Source organism: Streptomyces jumonjinensis (assembly GCF_009600885.1).
Classification (GTDB): domain Bacteria; phylum Actinomycetota; class Actinomycetes; order Streptomycetales; family Streptomycetaceae; genus Streptomyces; species Streptomyces jumonjinensis.
The window spans coordinates 20385-36607 of record NZ_VCLA01000054.1; the positions used below are offsets into that span (position 1 = coordinate 20385).

The following is a 16223-nucleotide window of genomic DNA, read 5'->3' on the forward strand; positions in this document are numbered from 1 at the left end:
GTGTGATCATGCTGTCGGGTTCGGGGTCCTGGGGATTCCCACGGCGCTCGGTACGGGCGCTCGGTCGACGGTGCGGAGAGTGGTTGGGGCAGCCTCCCGCGCGCCGGGGCGCACAACCGGGCGGGCGGTCTCCCGCACATCAGCCCGCACATCAGTCCGCGCGACCGGGCGGGCGGTCCCCCGCGCAGCGGGTCGCCCGGCGGTGCGGACGGTTCCTGATCCGCGGCTTCACCTCGCTCGCGGCCGGTTACGGGGTCCTTCCCGCACGGTCCTTCGAGGAGGTGGAGCGGGGGTGGCCCGACCCGGCCCGCCCCGCAGCCCGGCCGGGGGACGGCGGCCCGCCGTATACCTTCCCGCACCGACTCCAGGGCCCTCCCCCGGGCCATCCGGAGCGGCTGGCGCCCGAGGTGCCGCCCTCCCCCGGTGAACGGGAGCTGTGGGCCCGGCTGGAAGGGCCCGACCTCCCAGGGTGAGGCCCCCACGCCCGTGGTGCGAGACGCGCCCACGGTGAAAGACGCGCCCACGGTGCGAGGCGCACCCGTGGACGCGGGCCGCCGTACCGTCGCCGTACCGCGCGCACCGGCACCGCCCGCGGGGTGAGATCACCCGCCGGGCGGTGTCCGTCCGCCCGCCGCCGCCGCCGCACGATCCACAGAGGCGGCCTCCGCTGAGCTGCTCCGGCCCCCCGCTCGGTGCCGCCATGCCCCCGCGCCTCCACAGCGCGTCCCCCGCTGAACCTCCCCCGCCCCCGATCACGCCCCTCGGAGCCCCGGAAGCCCGTCCCGCCGCGCTCAGGCGAAGCGCAAGACCGGCTTTAGAGCAGCGGCCGACGATCGGCGGGACAGGTCGGTCCAAGCAGACTCACATCGCTTCAAGGCGAGGGGATGACGGTGGCGGAATTCGGTTCATTCGCGGAGCTCGTGCTCACGCGGTCGGACGAACGGGGTGACGCGGACGCGTTCGTGTTCCTCTCGGAGGGAGCCCGCGGGACACAGGCCGAGCATCTGCCGTACGCGGAACTGGACCGGGCCGCCCGGGATGTGGCGTCCTGGCTCCAGGAACGCCGGCTCCAGGGCCGTCAGGTCCTGCTGCTCTACCCCTCGGGCCCGGAGTTCGTCAAAGCGTTCATCGGCTGCCTGTACGCGGGTGCGGTCGCCGTCCCCGCGCCGCTCCCCTCCGAGCAGGGCCAGCACTTCCGGCGGGTCTCCGGAATCGTCCGGGACGCCCGGGTCGGCGCGGTGCTGACGCTCGCCGAGCACGCCCCCGAGGTCGAGGCGTGGCTGGCGGCGGAGGATTTCGGCGATGTGGTCTGTCTGCCCACCGACGCGGGACCGGTCGGCGATGTCGCCGCCTGGCGCGATCCACAGCTGGGACCGGAGCATCTGGCCTTCCTCCAGTACACCTCCGGCTCCACCAACGCGCCCAAGGGGGTGATGGTGTCGCACGGCAATCTGCTGGCCAACGAGGCCGCGATCGCGCGCGCCACCCACAACACCCCGGACACCGTGATCGGCGGATGGCTGCCCTTCTACCACGACATGGGGCTGATCGGACATGTCCTTCAGCCACTCTGGCTGGGGACCAGGAGCGTGCTGATGTCCCCGGCGTCGTTTCTGCGCAAACCGGCCCGCTGGCTCCAGATGATCAGCGAGTACGGCGTCAACGGCAGCGGCGGCCCCAACTTCGCGTACGACCTCTGCGTCCGCAGGGTCACGGACGCTCAGCTGGAGGGCGTCGACCTGTCGTCGTGGCGGACGGCCTGCAACGGCGCGGAGCCGGTACGGGCCGAGACGCTCAAGGACTTCGCCGAGCGCTTCGGTCCCTACGGCTTCCGGCCCGAGGCGCTGTTCCCCTGCTACGGCATGGCCGAGACCACCCTGCTGGTGACGGGCGCGCGCAAGGGCCGCCCCGCGCTGCTGCGCGAGGCGGACGCGGCCGGGCTGGAGCGCGGCGCGCTCACCGGCCCGTATCTGGGCGAGCCCCGGCGCACCCTGGTGAGCAGCGGGGTTGCGGACGGCGAGGACTTCGAGGTGCGGGTGGTCGACCCGGACAGCCGGATCGAGCAGCCGGGCGGCCTGGTCGGTGAGATCTGGGTCCGCGGGGCGAGTGTGGCGTCCGGGTACTGGGAGCGCCCCGAGGTGAACGCGGAGGTCTTCGGCGCGCGGATCCTGGGCCAGGAGGAGCTGGGGGCCTGGCTGCGCACCGGGGACCTGGGCGTGCTGGAGGGCGCCGAGCTGTTCGTGACCGGCCGGCTCAAGGAGATGGTCCTGATCAACGGCCGCAACATCTATCCGTACGACGTGGAGAGCGCCGTCCGCTCCCTGGACCCGGCGCTGGGCGCGGGCGCGGTCTTCGGCGTCGACGCCGAGGACCAGGAGCATCTGGTGGTGATCCACGAGGTGCGGGCCGCGGCGGCGGGTTCGGATCTGCGGACCCTCACCACCTCCGTACAGCGGCTCATCGGGCAGGAGTTCTCGGTTCCGGCCGGGAATGTGCTGCTGGTGCGGCCCGGCACGGTCCGCCGGACGACCAGCGGCAAGATCCAGCGGACGCTGATGCGGAGACTGTTCCTCGGCGGCGGCGTCACCGCGCTGCACTCGGTGCTCGATCCCGGGGTGCGCGATCTGGTGGAGAGCACGGTGGACACGGCGCGGGCCGCCGACGCGGCTCCGGCCCCGGCCCCGGTGGGCTGAGGCATGGATCATCCGCCCTACCGTCTCGCGCAGGAACTTGAGCTGCTGCTCGGCGACCCCGAGGATCCGGGCGGGGTCTTCTCCCACGCGCGCTGCCTGGAGCTCGACGAGAGCGAGGAGTTCCCGGCCGACATCTGCCGGGCTCTGGAGGAGTGGGGGCTCCAGGAGTTCTACATCCCGGTCGAGCACGGCGGCCGTCTGACGGATTACGAGACCGTGATGCAGGTGATGCGGGTGGTGGCCCGCCGGGATCTGACCGTCGCCATCGGGCACGGGAAGACCTATCTGGGCGGGGTGTGCGTCTGGGTCTGCGGCGATACGGGACAGGCCCGCAGGCTGGCCGCGGACATCCGCGCCGGGGTGCCGGTCTCGCTGGCCCTCACCGAGCGCGCGCACGGCAGCGATCTGCTGGCCGGGGATGTGCTCGGCGAGCCGGACGGCAGCGGCGGCTGGCGGCTCACCGGCGAGAAGTGGCTGATCAACAACGCCACTCGGGGCAGTGTGCTGTCGGTGCTCACCCGTACCGCGGCGGACGGCGGGCCGCGCGGTTTCACCGTGCTGCTCGTCGACAAGCGGACGCTGACGGCGGGCGACGACTACCGCTGCCTGGACAAGATCCGTACCCATGGCATCCGGGGCGCGGACATCAGCGGGATCGCCTTCGACGACGCGCCCGTCGCGGCGGACGCGGCGGTGGGCCCGGAGGGCGGCGGCGTCGAGACCGTGCTCAAGGCGCTTCAGCTCACCCGTACGATGTGCGCCTCGCTGTCGCTGGGCGCGGCCGATCACGCGCTGCGGATCGCGCTGGACTTCGCGGAGCGGCGCGAGCTGTACGGGCGGCGGCTGGTGGATCTGCCGCAGGCCCGGCACGCGCTCGCCTGCGCCGCGGCGGACGCGCTGGCCGGGGAGGCGCTGGCGACGGTGGCCGCCCGGTCCGTGCACACGGCCACCGATGAGCTGAGCGTGACCGCGGCCGTCACCAAGTATCTGGTGCCGTCCGGCACCGAGGCGGTGATCGGGGAGCTCACCAGGCTGCTGGGGGCGCGGGCCTTCCTCAAGGACGTGCACGCCCGGGGGATGTTCCAGAAGGTGGACCGGGACCATCGCATCGTCGGACTCTTCGACGGCAACACCCTGGTCAATCTGAACTCCCTGGTGAATCAGTTCCGTTCCCTGGTCAGGGGCTGGCAGCGGCGGACCGGGGACACCGCGGGGGCCAGGGCGGCCTTCGAGCTGTCCGGGCCGCTGCCCCGGCTGGACCCGGGGCGGCTGTCCCTGGTCGCGCGCCGGGGCAGCGGCATCATGGCCACGCTGCCGGAGTCGGTGGAGGCGCTGCGGGCCGAGGCCGCCGGGCGGCCGGAGCTCAAGGGCGCGCTGGGTGCGGCCGAGCGGCTGCTCGCGGTGACCGACATGGTCCACCGGACGATGGAGGAGTACCGCACCGTCGTCTCCGACGTCCCCCCGGCGGCGTTCGAGGCCGCCCGCCGGTACAGCCTCTGTCTGGCGGGCGCGGCCTGTCTGGGGCTGTGGGCGCACAACCACCGGGCGGGGAGCGCGGGGCGCACCGCCGGGCTGTGGCAGGACGGGGTGTGGCTCTGGCCCGTGCTGGACCGGCTGCTGGTCCGCCTCGGCGAACCGGGCGGGGGTGAGCCCGACGCGTATCCGCGGCTGCTGGAGCAGCTGCGGGCGGCCGGGGCGGCCGGGGAGCTCTTCTCGCTCCTCCCGCTGCGGCTGGCCACGGCCGGCCGGGACGGCCGCCCGTACGAACACACCGACACCGGGACGCCGCACGGCACGCCCGGACATCCGAGGGGACGTCATGCTGAGTGATCCCGCCGTCCCGGGGCTGCGCGGCGCGGCAGCCCCGACGGGCCCTGCCGGCGCCACCGAAACGGCCACCGTCCGGAAGGCAGCCGTCGAACCGGCCACCGCCCCGAAGGCAGCCGCTGAAACGACCGCCGCCCCGAGGGCCGCCGTCCGGAAGGCAGCCGCCGAATCGGCCGCCACCCGGAAAGCCGCCGCCCGCGAAGCAGCAACCGCCGCCGAAACCATCGTCACCCCACGGACCGCGGACGCCGCACCGGGCCCCCGTGTCACCCAGGAGAGCCTCGTCCAGGCCCGGATCGCCGATCTGGAGAGCCGCTTCGGGGACCCCGACGACCCCGCCAACCCGCTCTCGGCGGCCCGGGTGCTCGCCGCCGACGAAGCCGGTGAGCTGCCGCCCGCGGCGGAGCGGCTGCTCGACGATGCCGGTTTCAACGCCGAGTTCGTCCCCACCGCCCTCGGCGGCCGGCTCGACCGGCTCGACACGCTGGTGCGGGTGACCCGCCAGGTCTTCCGCCGCGATGTCGCGCTGGGCCTCGGCTATGGGATCACCTCCTTCATGGCCGCCGCCAATGTGTGGACGGCGGGCAGCGAGGAGCAGCGGCGGCGGCTGGCGGAGCTGCTGCTGAACGGCTCCAAGGTCTCCGTCGCGTATCACGAGCTGCCGCACGGCAATGACTTCGTCCGCAATGAGTTCCGGGCCGACGCCGCACCCGGCGGCTTCCGGCTGCACGGCCGGAAGGAGGTCATCAACAACGCGGACCGGGCCGCTGCCTTCGTGCTGTTCAGCCGCACCGACGACAGGCCCGGCAGCCGCAGTCACTCGGTGCTGCTCGCGGAGCGCGGGCAGCTCGATCCGGCGCGCTTCTCGGTGCTGCCCCGCTACTCCGCGGTCGGGGTGCGCGGCTGCCGGCTCTCCGGTCTCGACTTCGACGGCTGTCCGGTGCCCGCCGACGCGCTGGTGGGCGAGTCGGGCCACGGCGTCGAGCTGGCGCTGCGCTCCTTCCAGCTCACCCGCAGCGCGATACCCGGGATGGGCATCGGCGCGCTGGACACCAGTCTGCGCACGGTGGTGCGGTTCGCGCTCGGGCGGCGGCTGTACCGGCGTTCGGTGATGGAGATCCCGCATGCCTCCGCCACCCTCGCCGGGGCCTTTCTCGATCTGCTCAGCTGCGACAGCATGGCGCTGGTCGCCACCCGCGCGGTGCATCTGCTGCCGGACGAGACCAGTGTGTACGCGGCGGCGGTGAAGTATCTGGTGCCCAGGATGCTCACGGACACCATGTACGACCTGTCGATCGTGCTGGGCGCGCGGTTCTACGTACGCGAGGGCGAGTTCGGGCTCTTCCAGAAGCATGTGCGCGATCTGCCGGTGCTCAGTCTCGGGCACGCGGGCTCGGCGGCCTGTCAGGCGACCATCATTCCCCAGCTGTCCCGGCTGGCCCGGCGTGCCTGGTTCGCGGGGGACGAGGCGCCGGCGGAGCTGTTCCGTCCCCGGGGGGAGCTGCCCCCGATTCCCTTCGGCCGGCTCGCGCTGGCCAGCGGCCGGGACAGTCTGAGCGCCTCGCTGGTGGCCGCCGTCGACGAGCTGCCCAGCGGCTCCCCCGCGGAGCTGGCGGTGCAGGCGCTGGTCATGCGGATGCTGGACCAGCTGAGACAGCTCCAGGAGGACAGTCTGAGCCTGACCCCCCAGGACCGTACCGCTCTCGCCAGCCCCGCCAGTTTCGCGCTCGCCGACCGCTATGCCGTGTTCCTCGCGGCGGCGTCCGTCCTCGGCGTCTGGCGCGCGGCGGCCCGGGACGGCGGCGATCCCTTCCTGGCCGACCCGGCCTGGGCCGCGGCGGCCCTGCACCGGCTGGCCCGCCGGCTGGGGCAGCGCCCGGCCGATCTGCCGGCCGCGTGCGAGGGCCGGGTGCGGGAGGAAGTGCTCCGGCGCTTCCATGAACGCCGCAGCTACGACCTCTACGACACCCCGCTGGCCGGCTGACCGCCGGACCCCGAGCGCTTTCACCGAGGAGTACCCCCATGTCTGTTCCCGCGACCGACCGCCCCGCGAGCACCGAGCACACCGAGCACAGCGTCGAGTCGCTGAGCAGCTGGCTCGCCGAGCGGATCGCTCTCTATCTCAAGCGGTCGCCGTCCGAGATCGCCGCCACCGTCCCGCTGGCCGAGTACGGTCTGGACTCGGTCGCCGCGCTGAGTCTCTGCGGCGACATCGAGGAAGACTTCGACGTCGTCCTCGAACCCACCGTGGCGTGGGACTACCCCACCGTCGAGGCGCTCGCCGGGCACCTCGCCGAGGAGCTGCGGGCCCTGGCGGGCGAGGCCCGATGAGGCCCGTCGCCATAGTCGGGCTGGACTGCCGTTTCCCGGGGGCGCCGGACGCCGGCGCCTACTGGGAGATGCTGATGCGCTCCGGCGAGGGCGTGGGCAGGGTGCCCGCGCAGCGCTGGGACGCCCGGGACTTCCACTCCCCCGCCGGAGCGGAGGGGCACTCCAACACCACCGAGGGCGGCTTCATCTCCGACCCGGACGTGTTCGACAACGAGTTCTTCACCATCTCCCCGCGTGAGGCGGCGGCGATGGACCCGCAGCAGCGGCTGCTGCTCCAGTGCGCCTGGCGGGCGGTGGAGGACTCCGGCATCGCCCCGCAGCGGCTGGCCGGAACCTCCGCCGGGGTGTTCGTGGGCATCATGGGCAATGAGTGGGCGCAGCTGCATCTGACCGACTACGCCCGGGTCACCGCGCAGGTCGGCTCCGGCAACGGCTACTGCATGACGGCCAACCGGGTGTCGTACCACCTCGATCTCAAGGGGCCGAGCCTGGCGGTGGACACCGCCTGCTCGTCCTCGCTGGTCGCGGTCCATCTGGCGTGCAACGCGCTGCTGTCGGGCGAGTGCGACACCGCGATCGCGGCCGGGGTGAATGTGGCGCTCACCCCGGCGCTGAGCATCTTCTACACCCAGGCGGGGCTGTCCGCGCCGGACGGCCGTTGCAAGCCCTTCAGCGCCGACGCCGACGGCATCGGCCGCGGCGAGGGGGTGGGCGCGGTGGTGCTGCGCCGTCTGGAGGACGCCGTCGCGGACGGCCAGCCGGTGTACGCGGTGATCCGCGGCACCGCCGTCAATCAGGATGGGCGGAGCAACGGCATCACCGCGCCCAACCGCTGGTCGCAGCAGGACGTGCTGGCCGCCGCCTACCGCCGGGCCGGCGTCGAGCCGTCCGACATGACCTTCACCGAGGCGCATGGCACCGGCACCGTGCTCGGCGACATGATCGAGGTCAAGGCGCTGGGGCAGCTGCACTCGGGCCGTTCCGGGCGTCCCATGGCGTTCGGCTCGGTCAAGGGGAGCATCGGCCACACCGAAGGGGCCGCGGGGATCGCGGGGCTGATCAAGGTGGCGCTGTCGCTGCACCATCGCACGGTGCCCGCGAGCCGTTACGCGGCCAGTGAGAATCCGGCCCTGAAGCTGTCGAAGAACGGTCTGCGGCTGCTGAAGGCGCCGCTGCGGCTGCGGTCCGGGCAGTCGGCGCTGGGCGGTCTGAGCAGCTTCGGCATGGGCGGCACCAACGCCCATGCCGTGCTGGAGTCGGCGCCGCCGTACGCCGCCCGCCCCGGGGCGCAGCCGCCGCCGGAGCAGGCGCACAGCGGCCGTACGGGGCTGGGCAGCGGGGTGTTCACGGTGAGCGCCCCCTCGCTGGACGCGCTGCGCCGCAATCTGCTGGCGCAGGCCGACGCCGTGGCGCGGCGCAGGGCGCCCGCGGGCCCGCTGTGCTGGAGCAGCAATCGGGTCAAGACGGGCCATCGCTACCGGTTCGCGGTGCCCGTGGACGGTTCGGGCGAGCTGGCGGCGGCGCTGCGCGAGGCGGCGGGCGACGACGATTCCCTGGCCCGGCTCACCGGTCATCCGGCCGGGAAGCCGCTGGCGGCGCTGCTGTTCACGGGGCAGGGCTCGCAGTATCCGGCGATGACGGCCCAGCTGTACCGGCAGTCTCCGCTGTACCGGCGGTTCCTGGACGAGGCCGATGCCGCGCTCGCCCCGCACACCGGCGGCTCGGTGCGCGATCTGCTGCTGTCCGGGGAGAGTTCGGTGCACCGGACCGGCTGGGCGCAGCCCGCGCTCTTCGCGGTCGGCTACGCCCTGTCGGCGTGTCTGTCCGAGCTGGGGGTGCGGCCCGCGCTGCTGCTCGGTCACAGCGTGGGCGAGTACGCCGCCGCGGTGCTCGCCGAGGTCTTTCCGCTGGAGCAGGCCGCCCGGCTGGTCGCGGCGCGCGGCGCGCTGATGGAGCGGCTGCCCGAGCGCGGCGGCATGCTGGCGGTACGGGCGGACGCGGCCGAGCTGGCGGAGCTGGTGGCGGCGGAGCCGCTGGTCGGGGTGGGCGCGGTGAACGGCCCCCGGGCGACGGTCCTGTCGGGTGATCTCGCGGCGCTGGAGCGGATCGGTGAGGCGCTGGAGCGGCGGGGGGTGCGCTCCCGGCGGCTCGATGTCTCGCATGCCTTCCACTCGCCGCTGATGGAGCCGGTGCTGGAGCGGTTCGCGGAGGTCGCCGGCGAGGTCGGCGGCGGGGTGCCGAAGCTTCCCGTGTACTCGACGGTGCGCGGGCGGCTGCTGGAGGCGGAGCCGATGGACGCCGAGTACTGGACGGAGCATATCTGCGCTCCGGTGCTGTTCGGCGAGGCGGCGGCGCGGCTGCTGGACGCCGGTCCCACCCATCTGGTGGAGGTCGGCCCCCGGCCGGTGCTCACCAAGATGGCGCGGGGGCTGCGCTCGTCCGCCGGGGCGGGGGGTACGTCCCTGGCCCTGGTGCCGGGTGAGACGTCCGGCGGGCGTGAGCTGGCGGAGTCGGTGGCCGAGCTGTACCGCAGCGGGCTGGATCCGCGGTGGCACGCGGTCTACCCGGAGGAGGACCGGCTGCCGCAGCGGCTGGCCCCGTACGCCTTCTCGGACGCGCACCGGTTCTGGACCCGTGCGCCGGTGCGGTCCGGTTCGGCGGTGCGGTCCGGTTCGGCGGTGCGGGCCGGTTCGGCGGCGGGCGTCCAGGTGCTGCCGGCCCAGCCGTACTCCGGTGAGCTGGAGCCGGGCAGGCCCGCGGCGGGCGCGGGCGAGACCCTGACGGCGGTGCTGCCGTCGGCCCGGGAGGCCGCGCCCGCGGATCCGGTGGCGCGCGCCGTGATCGCGGCCGTCGCGGAGGTGGGCGGCTACGCCCCGGACGAGAGCTCGCCGCTCTCCCTGCTCTATGAGGATCTCGGCTTCGACTCGGTGATGGTGATGGAGCTGAAGGACCGGATCCAGGAACGGCTGACGGGTCTGGAGGCGATGAGTGTGCAGGATCTGCTGCCGCGGCTGTCCTCGGTCGGCGATCTCATCGGGTATCTCCAGGACCGGGTCGGTTCCGCGGTGGCCTGACGGACCGCCGCCCGGCGGGCCGCCGGCGTACGGATGAACGCCTCCCGGCGGGCCGTCGCGTATGGGGCGCTTATGGACGGAGTCTCCAGAAGAGAGAGAGGACCGCACGATGCAGGAACCCCAGTCGGCTCCCGTGGCGTATCTCGCCGCTGTCGGGACCGCGCTGCCCGGCGACCCGGTGGACAACGGGAAGCTGGCCAAGACGCTCGGCGTCAACGACGAGTGGATCGATGTGTTCATCGGGACCAGGACCCGGCACTTCGCCCGGGATCTGGACAGCGGGGAGGTCCGCTGGTCGCTGGCCGATCTCTGCGCCCAGGCCGCCGAACGGGCGCTCACGGCCTCCCGGGTGGCGGCGGACGAGATCGAGTTCGTGGTGATGGGCACCGCGACCCCGGACCATCTGATGCCCGCGACCGTCAATCTGGTCGCGGATCTGCTCGGACTGGACCAGCTCCCCACCTATCAGCTCCAGTCCGGCTGCGCCGGCGCCGTTCAGGCACTGGACATGGGGCGCACCCTGATCATGGGCGGCGGGTACCGCGCCGGTCTGGTGATCGGCGGCGATGTGTGCAGCAAACATCTCGACCTGGACCGGGATCTGTCCGACGCGCCCCCGAGCGACCTCGTCAACTATGTGCTCTTCGGCGACGGGGCGGGCGCCGCCGTGCTCACCTCCGAGCCGCGCGGTCAGCGGCTGGCCGTGCGCCGGGTGCTCAACCGCTTCACCGGGCTGGGACGCGAGCCGGGCCAGGTGATCGACTGGTTCGGGCTCGCCGACCGGCACGAGGACCGGCAGGCGGTACGGGAGGACTACAAGGCGATCGAGGAGTTCGTGCCGCTGATCGCGGAGGAGATCCTCTGGGAGCTGCTGGAGGACCTGGACTGGCCGTCGGACAGGGTGGACTTCCTGCTGCCGCCGCAGCTCTCCGGGCATATGACACGGCGGATCGCCGAGAAGCTGAGGCTGCCCGGCGCGGTCGAGGTGTCCTGTGTCGCCGAGACCGGCAACAACGGCAACGCCCTGCCGTTCCTCCAGATGGAGGGGCTGATGGACCGGATGACGGAGGGTCAGCGGGCGCTGGCCGTCGCCGTCGAGTCCAGCAAATGGATCAAGTCGGGCTTCGCCCTGGAGAAGGTGTGACGGCCGGCGTGCCGGAACGCTGAGGCCGGAACGCTGAGGCCCGCTCGCCGCCGGCCGCCGCACCGGGTCGCCGAAGACCGCCGCGCGCTCAGAGAGATCATCATCCGCCCCGTGCCCCGGAGGCCGTACCGATGGACACCATCGACGAATTCGTCCGACTCGTCAGGGACGAGCTGGGCATGCCCCTGCTGGACCACGAGGTCGCCTGCGACCTCGACCAACTGCCCGAATGGGATTCGCTGTATCTGCTCAAACTGGTCACCGTGCTGGAGCAGACCACCGGCCGTCCGCTGCCCGTCGGCAGACTTCTGGAGGCCCGTACCCTCCAGGAGATCTACCGTCTGGCGGTCCGGATATGAGTCAGCCGCGGCCCGCCGGAACCGAGCGCGCCGCCGGGTACCCCATCCGTTCCGAACGCCGCAGGCTGCACACCCTGTACTTCCTGGAGCACGCCGCCCGGCAGCGTCCCGTGCATCTCGACACGGAGATCGACATGACCCGGATCGAGGCGCACCGGGCCGCGGCACGGGCGGCGGGACGGCGCTATTCGGTGGTCGCCTATCTGCTGTACGCCGCCGGACGGGTGCTGTACCGGCATCCCGGGGCCAACGCGGCGCTGCTGCCCGGCCGGCCGTTCGGGCTGCGCGGGCCGCGTACGGTGCGGTTCGACCGGGTGACCGCCAAACTGGCCCTGGACCGCACGGTGGACGGCGAGCGGACGGTGCTCTCCGCGCTGCTGCCCGGTCTGGAGTCGGCCGGTCTGGACGCCGTGCAGACGCGGATCGACCGCTACCGGGGGCCGGACACCGGCGCGCTGCCGGAGTTCCGGGGGGTGCGGCTGCTGGGCCGGCTGCCGGCGCCGCTCGGGCGGCTCGCCTTCGCCGCCGCGCTGCGGAACCCGCGCCGGCGCCCGGCGGTGTTCGGCACCGTGTCCGTCAGTTCGCTCGGCCACCGGCCGGTGGACGGCTTCCACTCCAGCGGCGGCACCGCGGTCACCCTCTGCGCCGGACGCGTCGTGGACCGGCCGGTCGTCAGGGACGGGCGGCTGGCGGTCGCCCCGGTGCTGCGGCTGGGGCTCACCTTCGACCACCGGATCATCGACGGCGCGGCGGCGGCGGATGTACTCGGTGACCTCAAGAGCACCTTGGAGGGGTTCGATGACGGCGCGGAGGACGACGGCACCGAGCCCATCATTCGGAGAACCGGTCGGAATCTCCGGGCGTGACGGGGCCTGGGACCGGGTCCGCGCCGATCTGGAGGAGCACTCGGTCGCGGTGCTGCACGCCCGGCTCGCCGACTGGCGGCCCGACCAGACGGGCGGGCCCCGGCTGCGCGCTCTGCTGGGCCGCGACTGGGAGCGGTATCTGGAGATGACCCACCCGGACGTCCGGATACGGTTCGCGGCCTCCCGGGTGCTGCTGAAGTTCGCCGCCGCGGTGGCGCTGCGGGTGCCTCCGCAGGTGATCGAGCTCGGTTACGGGCCCACCGGCCGGCCCTATCTGCGCGGCTGCGACGCGGTGGACATCAGCCTCAGCCACACCGAGGATCTGCTGCTGATCGGGCTCACCACCCGGGGGCTGATCGGGGTGGACGCCGAACGGGAGGACCGCCCGCTGTACGAGCGCGGGCTGCACCGCCATGTGTGCACGCCCCATGAGCTCGCCGCCCTGGCCCGGCTGCCCCCCGGGGAACGGGGCCCGGATCTGGTACGGCTGTGGACGCTCAAGGAGGCGTACAGCAAGGCCATCGGGCAGGGGATGCGGTTCCGCTTCACCGACTTCGGATTCGGTCCCGATGGCCAGCCCGCACGGGTGCTGGCTCCGGACGGCGCGCCGGGGACCGGAGTCGAGTGGGAGTTCGGCACCTTCTCGGTGGCCGGGGGCTATGCCGTCAGTGTCGCGGTGAGCGATTCCGGTTTCGGCGGCACTCAGGACACGGCGGCACGCACCATGCTCGATCCGCGGGTGGTCGCGCTGATGACCGAGGCGCTCGGCGAGGACAGCGAGCCGGACGACGGGGCGGCCGGGGAGAACGCCTTCTGGTGAACCGGCGACCGGCCGCGGGACGGCGGTCGCCGGAGAGACGGAAGGGCGTCGTGGCGAAAGGGAGTCGCTCCCTGTGGCCATGGCGCCCTTCCGTGTGCCTGCGCGCGGGCGCGCGTGTGTCCGCGCGTCCGTGTCCGGCCCCGCCCGTCGCCGCGAACGGGCGACAAGCGGGGCTTAAGGGGCGGCCGACAGCATCGTTTCCGGGCGGGCGCTCCGCCGGGGTACATCCCCCGCCCCGGACCGCGCCCGCCGTACTCGTACGGCTCGCATCGCGCACACCTGAACGGCCCCCGGGCCGACTCCCCCGGCGCCGCTGCCCGGCGCCGGGAGACGGAGGAGAGCCATGAACCACCTCGAAGAGCTGAAGGAGTTCGCCCGGCTGCACGCCCAGGGCCAGGGGATCAGCGGACGCCAGGTCGCCGCGGTGCTGCCGCGGATCACCAACGACGAGCCGGGGCACCCCGCGTCCTGGGCGCGCGTCTGGACGGGCGAGGCCGACCGGCTGGCCCGCGCGGGCCGACCGCTCGACGCCTGCCGCCGCTACGCCCTCGCCCGCTTCCCCCACCACGGCGACCACGTCCGGGTCCGGGCTCAGCACAACTGCGTCCGCACCTTCGACGACTGGCGGCGGCGCAGGGGCGTCGGACGGCTGGTGCTCGACCATCCCGAGGGCACGGTGGCCTGCTGGACGGCCGGGCTCGACGCCCGCCGCCCGCGCCCACTGGTGCTGGTCATGGGCGGCATCGTGAGCGTGAAGGAACAGTGGGCTCCGCTGCTGCCGAAGCTCGCCCGCCTCGGCTACGCGGCGGTCGCCGCCGAGATGCCCGGCGTCGGCGAGAACACCCTGCGCTACCGGGCGGACTCCTGGCGGCTGCTGCCCTTTCTCCTCGACCGGCTGGCCGGCCGGGCGAACACCGCCGAGACCTCCGTGCTCGGCCTCAGCTTCAGCGGGCACCTCGCCCTGCGGGCGGCGGCCGACGATCCGCGCATCCGCTCGGTGCACACCGTCGGCGCCCCGGTGGCCGGATTCTTCACCGATCCGCTCTGGTGGCCCCGGGTGCCGGGGATCACCGTGGAGACCCTGCGCAGACTCACCGGGGCCGGGGACCGGGACGAACTGCGCGAGCGACTCCGGGACTTCGCGCTGGAGCCCGGGACGCTGGCGGCGGTCCGGATCCCGGTCGGCTATGTGGTCAGCGCCCGTGACGAGATCATCCCGGGTACGGAGCGAGCGCTGCTCGGCTCCCTGGTGCCCGGGGCGCGCTTCAAGGAGTTCGACGACGTCCACGGCTCCCCCGCCCATCTGGGCGCGATGCGGAGGTGGCTGATCGGCTCGCTGCTGAGAGCACGGCTGACGGCCCGGTTCGGGAACGCTCCCGCGCCGGGTCCGTCCGCCGGCGCGGTACGCGCCGCCGCTCCCGGCGGGGCGGCCGAGCCCCCCGGCGGCCCGCGCACCGCCCCCGGCGGTTGAACCGCGCGCGCCGGGCCTGTGCTCCCTCCCTTCTCGTACTCCCACCACCTCCGCACACCGACCCACGGCAGTGCGGCTCCGCGCACACCGACCGAGAGGCGGTCGCCATGTCCACCCTCACCACGCTGCTCCGCATCCCGCCCGACTCCGGGGCGCCCGGCACGGTTCTGCCCTGGCGCTCGCTGGCGTCCCTCGGCATCGACGCCCCGCCCACCGCCGGGGCCGGCGCTCCCGCCGACGACGACACGGCGGCACGCCCGGACGGCGCCCGCTCCGGCGGCGGCGCCCCGCCGGACCCGGACCACGGCGCGGAGCCCGTACGGCTCGTCATCCCCGGTCTGTCCGCCGCTCTCCCGCGCTGCCCGGACCGGCGGGGGGCCTGAGCCGTGACCGTCACCGACATCGGCGGCGACCGCGCGCAGCCGGCCCCTCCCCGGCCCCGCGCTCCGGGCGGCCGGGGGATACGCGTCCGCTCCCGCCGACTGCACGGCTACCGGCACGCCTACCGGATGGCGGGCAGGGGAGCGGCCGTGGTGCTGATCCACGGCATCGGCGACTCCTCGTCGACCTGGGCGGAGATCATCCCCGGACTCGCCGGGCGCTACCGGGTCATCGCCCCGGATCTGCTGGGCCACGGGGAGTCCGACAAGCCCCGGGGGGACTACTCGCCGGGGGCGTACGCCAATGGGATACGCGATCTGCTCAGCGCCCTCGGCGTGGAACGGGCGACCCTCGTCGGGCACTCGCTCGGCGGGGCCGTCGCCGCACAGTTCGCCTACCAGTTCCCGGAGCGCACCGAACGTCTGGTCCTGGTCGGCAGCGGCGGCCTCGGCCGCCAGGTCACCCCGCTGCTGCGGGCCGCGGCCGTGCCCGGGGCGGGACTGCTGCTGGCCGCTCTGCGGCTGCCCGCCGTGCGCTGGCAGCTGGGCCTCTCGGTGCGCGCGCTGCGAACGCTCCACACCGGGCTGGGACTGGACGCGCCGGAACTGCTGCGCGTGGTCGACGCCCTGGGCGACGCCACCTCCCGCAGCGCCTTCATCCGGACGCTGCGGGCCGTGGTCGACTGGCGGGGGCAGATCGGCACACTGCTGGACCGCAGCTATCTGACCCGGGGCATGCCGACGATGCTGGTGTGGGGAGGCCGGGACATGGTGATCCCGGCGCTCCACGCGGGTCTGGGGCATGTCTCGATGCCGGGCAGCAGGCTGGAGATCTTCGAGGACGCCGGGCACTTTCCGTTCCGGGCGTCCCCCGAGCGGTTTCTCGCCGTGCTCCACGACTTCATCAGCGGGACCGAGGCCGCCCGCTTCAGCGCGGAGGAGTGGCGCCGACTGCTCCGCAACCACGGCCCCGGCGCCCGCACCTCACCACCGTCCCCCGGCCGGGCCGCAGGCTGACGACACGGGCTGACGACGCGGGCGGGGCCTTGCCCGGAGTGATACGGGAGAGCCTCGCAAGGCGGAGGCCGGGTCCCCCGGGCGAAGCCCAGGGGGACATGCACCGGGGGCCCCGTCCCACAGGGCTACGCGTACGGGCGTGCGCGCCGGCCGCCGCCGGGCAGGCGGACTTCGGCGATGCGGCCCAGGGCGTTTCTGGCGGATCAGGCTGGATCAGTGGGCGGGATCCGGTCGGGGCGCC

General features: G+C 73.8%; 13 protein-coding genes. All 13 read left to right on the forward strand.

Annotation, left to right across the window (positions count from 1 at the left end; translation table 11 throughout):
* Positions 1-8: 8 nt before the first annotated feature.
* The 13 genes from FF041_RS38830 to FF041_RS06865 all read left to right on the forward strand — a co-directional run bounded on the left by FF041_RS38830 (position 9) and on the right by FF041_RS06865 (position 15982).
* Entirely contained in the window at positions 9-473 is a 465-nt protein-coding gene (locus FF041_RS38830; protein WP_228388055.1) for a DUF6059 family protein, read from the forward strand.
* A 411-nt stretch (positions 474-884) separates the two neighbouring features.
* The gene (locus tag FF041_RS06810; RefSeq protein ID WP_153521465.1) at positions 885-2693 is read left to right on the forward strand and encodes a fatty acyl-AMP ligase; all 1809 of its coding nucleotides are present in this window, start codon (positions 885-887) and stop codon (positions 2691-2693) included.
* Positions 2694-2696: 3 nt separating this feature from the next.
* Entirely contained in the window at positions 2697-4523 is a 1827-nt protein-coding gene (locus tag FF041_RS06815; RefSeq protein ID WP_153521466.1) for an acyl-CoA dehydrogenase family protein, read from the forward strand.
* Positions 4513-6504, forward strand: coding sequence for an acyl-CoA dehydrogenase (locus FF041_RS06820; RefSeq protein WP_228388056.1), 1992 nt, complete (start codon positions 4513-4515; stop codon positions 6502-6504). Before FF041_RS06815 ends, FF041_RS06820 begins: the two co-directional genes overlap by 11 nt.
* 38 nt (positions 6505-6542) lie before the next feature.
* Positions 6543-6851, forward strand: coding sequence for an acyl carrier protein (locus tag FF041_RS06825; RefSeq protein WP_153482429.1), 309 nt, complete (start codon positions 6543-6545; stop codon positions 6849-6851).
* A complete protein-coding gene (locus FF041_RS06830; RefSeq protein WP_153521467.1) occupies positions 6848-9925 on the forward strand; it encodes a type I polyketide synthase in 3078 nt (1025 codons plus the stop codon). Before FF041_RS06825 ends, FF041_RS06830 begins: the two co-directional genes overlap by 4 nt.
* A 109-nt stretch (positions 9926-10034) precedes the next feature.
* Positions 10035-11069: a 3-oxoacyl-ACP synthase III family protein gene (locus FF041_RS06835; RefSeq protein ID WP_153521468.1), complete on the forward strand. Its 1035-nt coding sequence runs from the start codon at positions 10035-10037 to the stop codon at positions 11067-11069.
* A 131-nt stretch (positions 11070-11200) separates the two neighbouring features.
* Positions 11201-11428, forward strand: coding sequence for an acyl carrier protein (locus FF041_RS06840; protein ID WP_153482425.1), 228 nt, complete (start codon positions 11201-11203; stop codon positions 11426-11428).
* The gene (locus tag FF041_RS06845; RefSeq protein WP_153521469.1) at positions 11425-12294 is read left to right on the forward strand and encodes a 2-oxo acid dehydrogenase subunit E2; all 870 of its coding nucleotides are present in this window, start codon (positions 11425-11427) and stop codon (positions 12292-12294) included. The genes FF041_RS06840 and FF041_RS06845 overlap by 4 nt, the downstream gene beginning before the upstream one ends.
* Complete coding sequence (locus FF041_RS06850; RefSeq protein WP_153521470.1) at positions 12227-13114, forward strand: 4'-phosphopantetheinyl transferase superfamily protein; 888 nt, start codon at positions 12227-12229, stop codon at positions 13112-13114. Before FF041_RS06845 ends, FF041_RS06850 begins: the two co-directional genes overlap by 68 nt.
* Positions 13115-13457: 343 nt before the next feature.
* Positions 13458-14585, forward strand: a complete 1128-nt coding sequence (locus FF041_RS06855) for an alpha/beta fold hydrolase (protein ID WP_153521471.1) — start codon at positions 13458-13460, stop codon at positions 14583-14585.
* A 107-nt stretch (positions 14586-14692) separates the two neighbouring features.
* Positions 14693-14968: a hypothetical protein gene (locus FF041_RS06860; RefSeq protein ID WP_153521472.1), complete on the forward strand. Its 276-nt coding sequence runs from the start codon at positions 14693-14695 to the stop codon at positions 14966-14968.
* 3 nt (positions 14969-14971) lie between these two features.
* On the forward strand, positions 14972-15982 hold the full coding sequence (locus tag FF041_RS06865; RefSeq protein WP_323391385.1) for an alpha/beta fold hydrolase: 1011 nt from the start codon (positions 14972-14974) through the stop codon (positions 15980-15982).
* Positions 15983-16223: the final 241 nt, after the last annotated feature.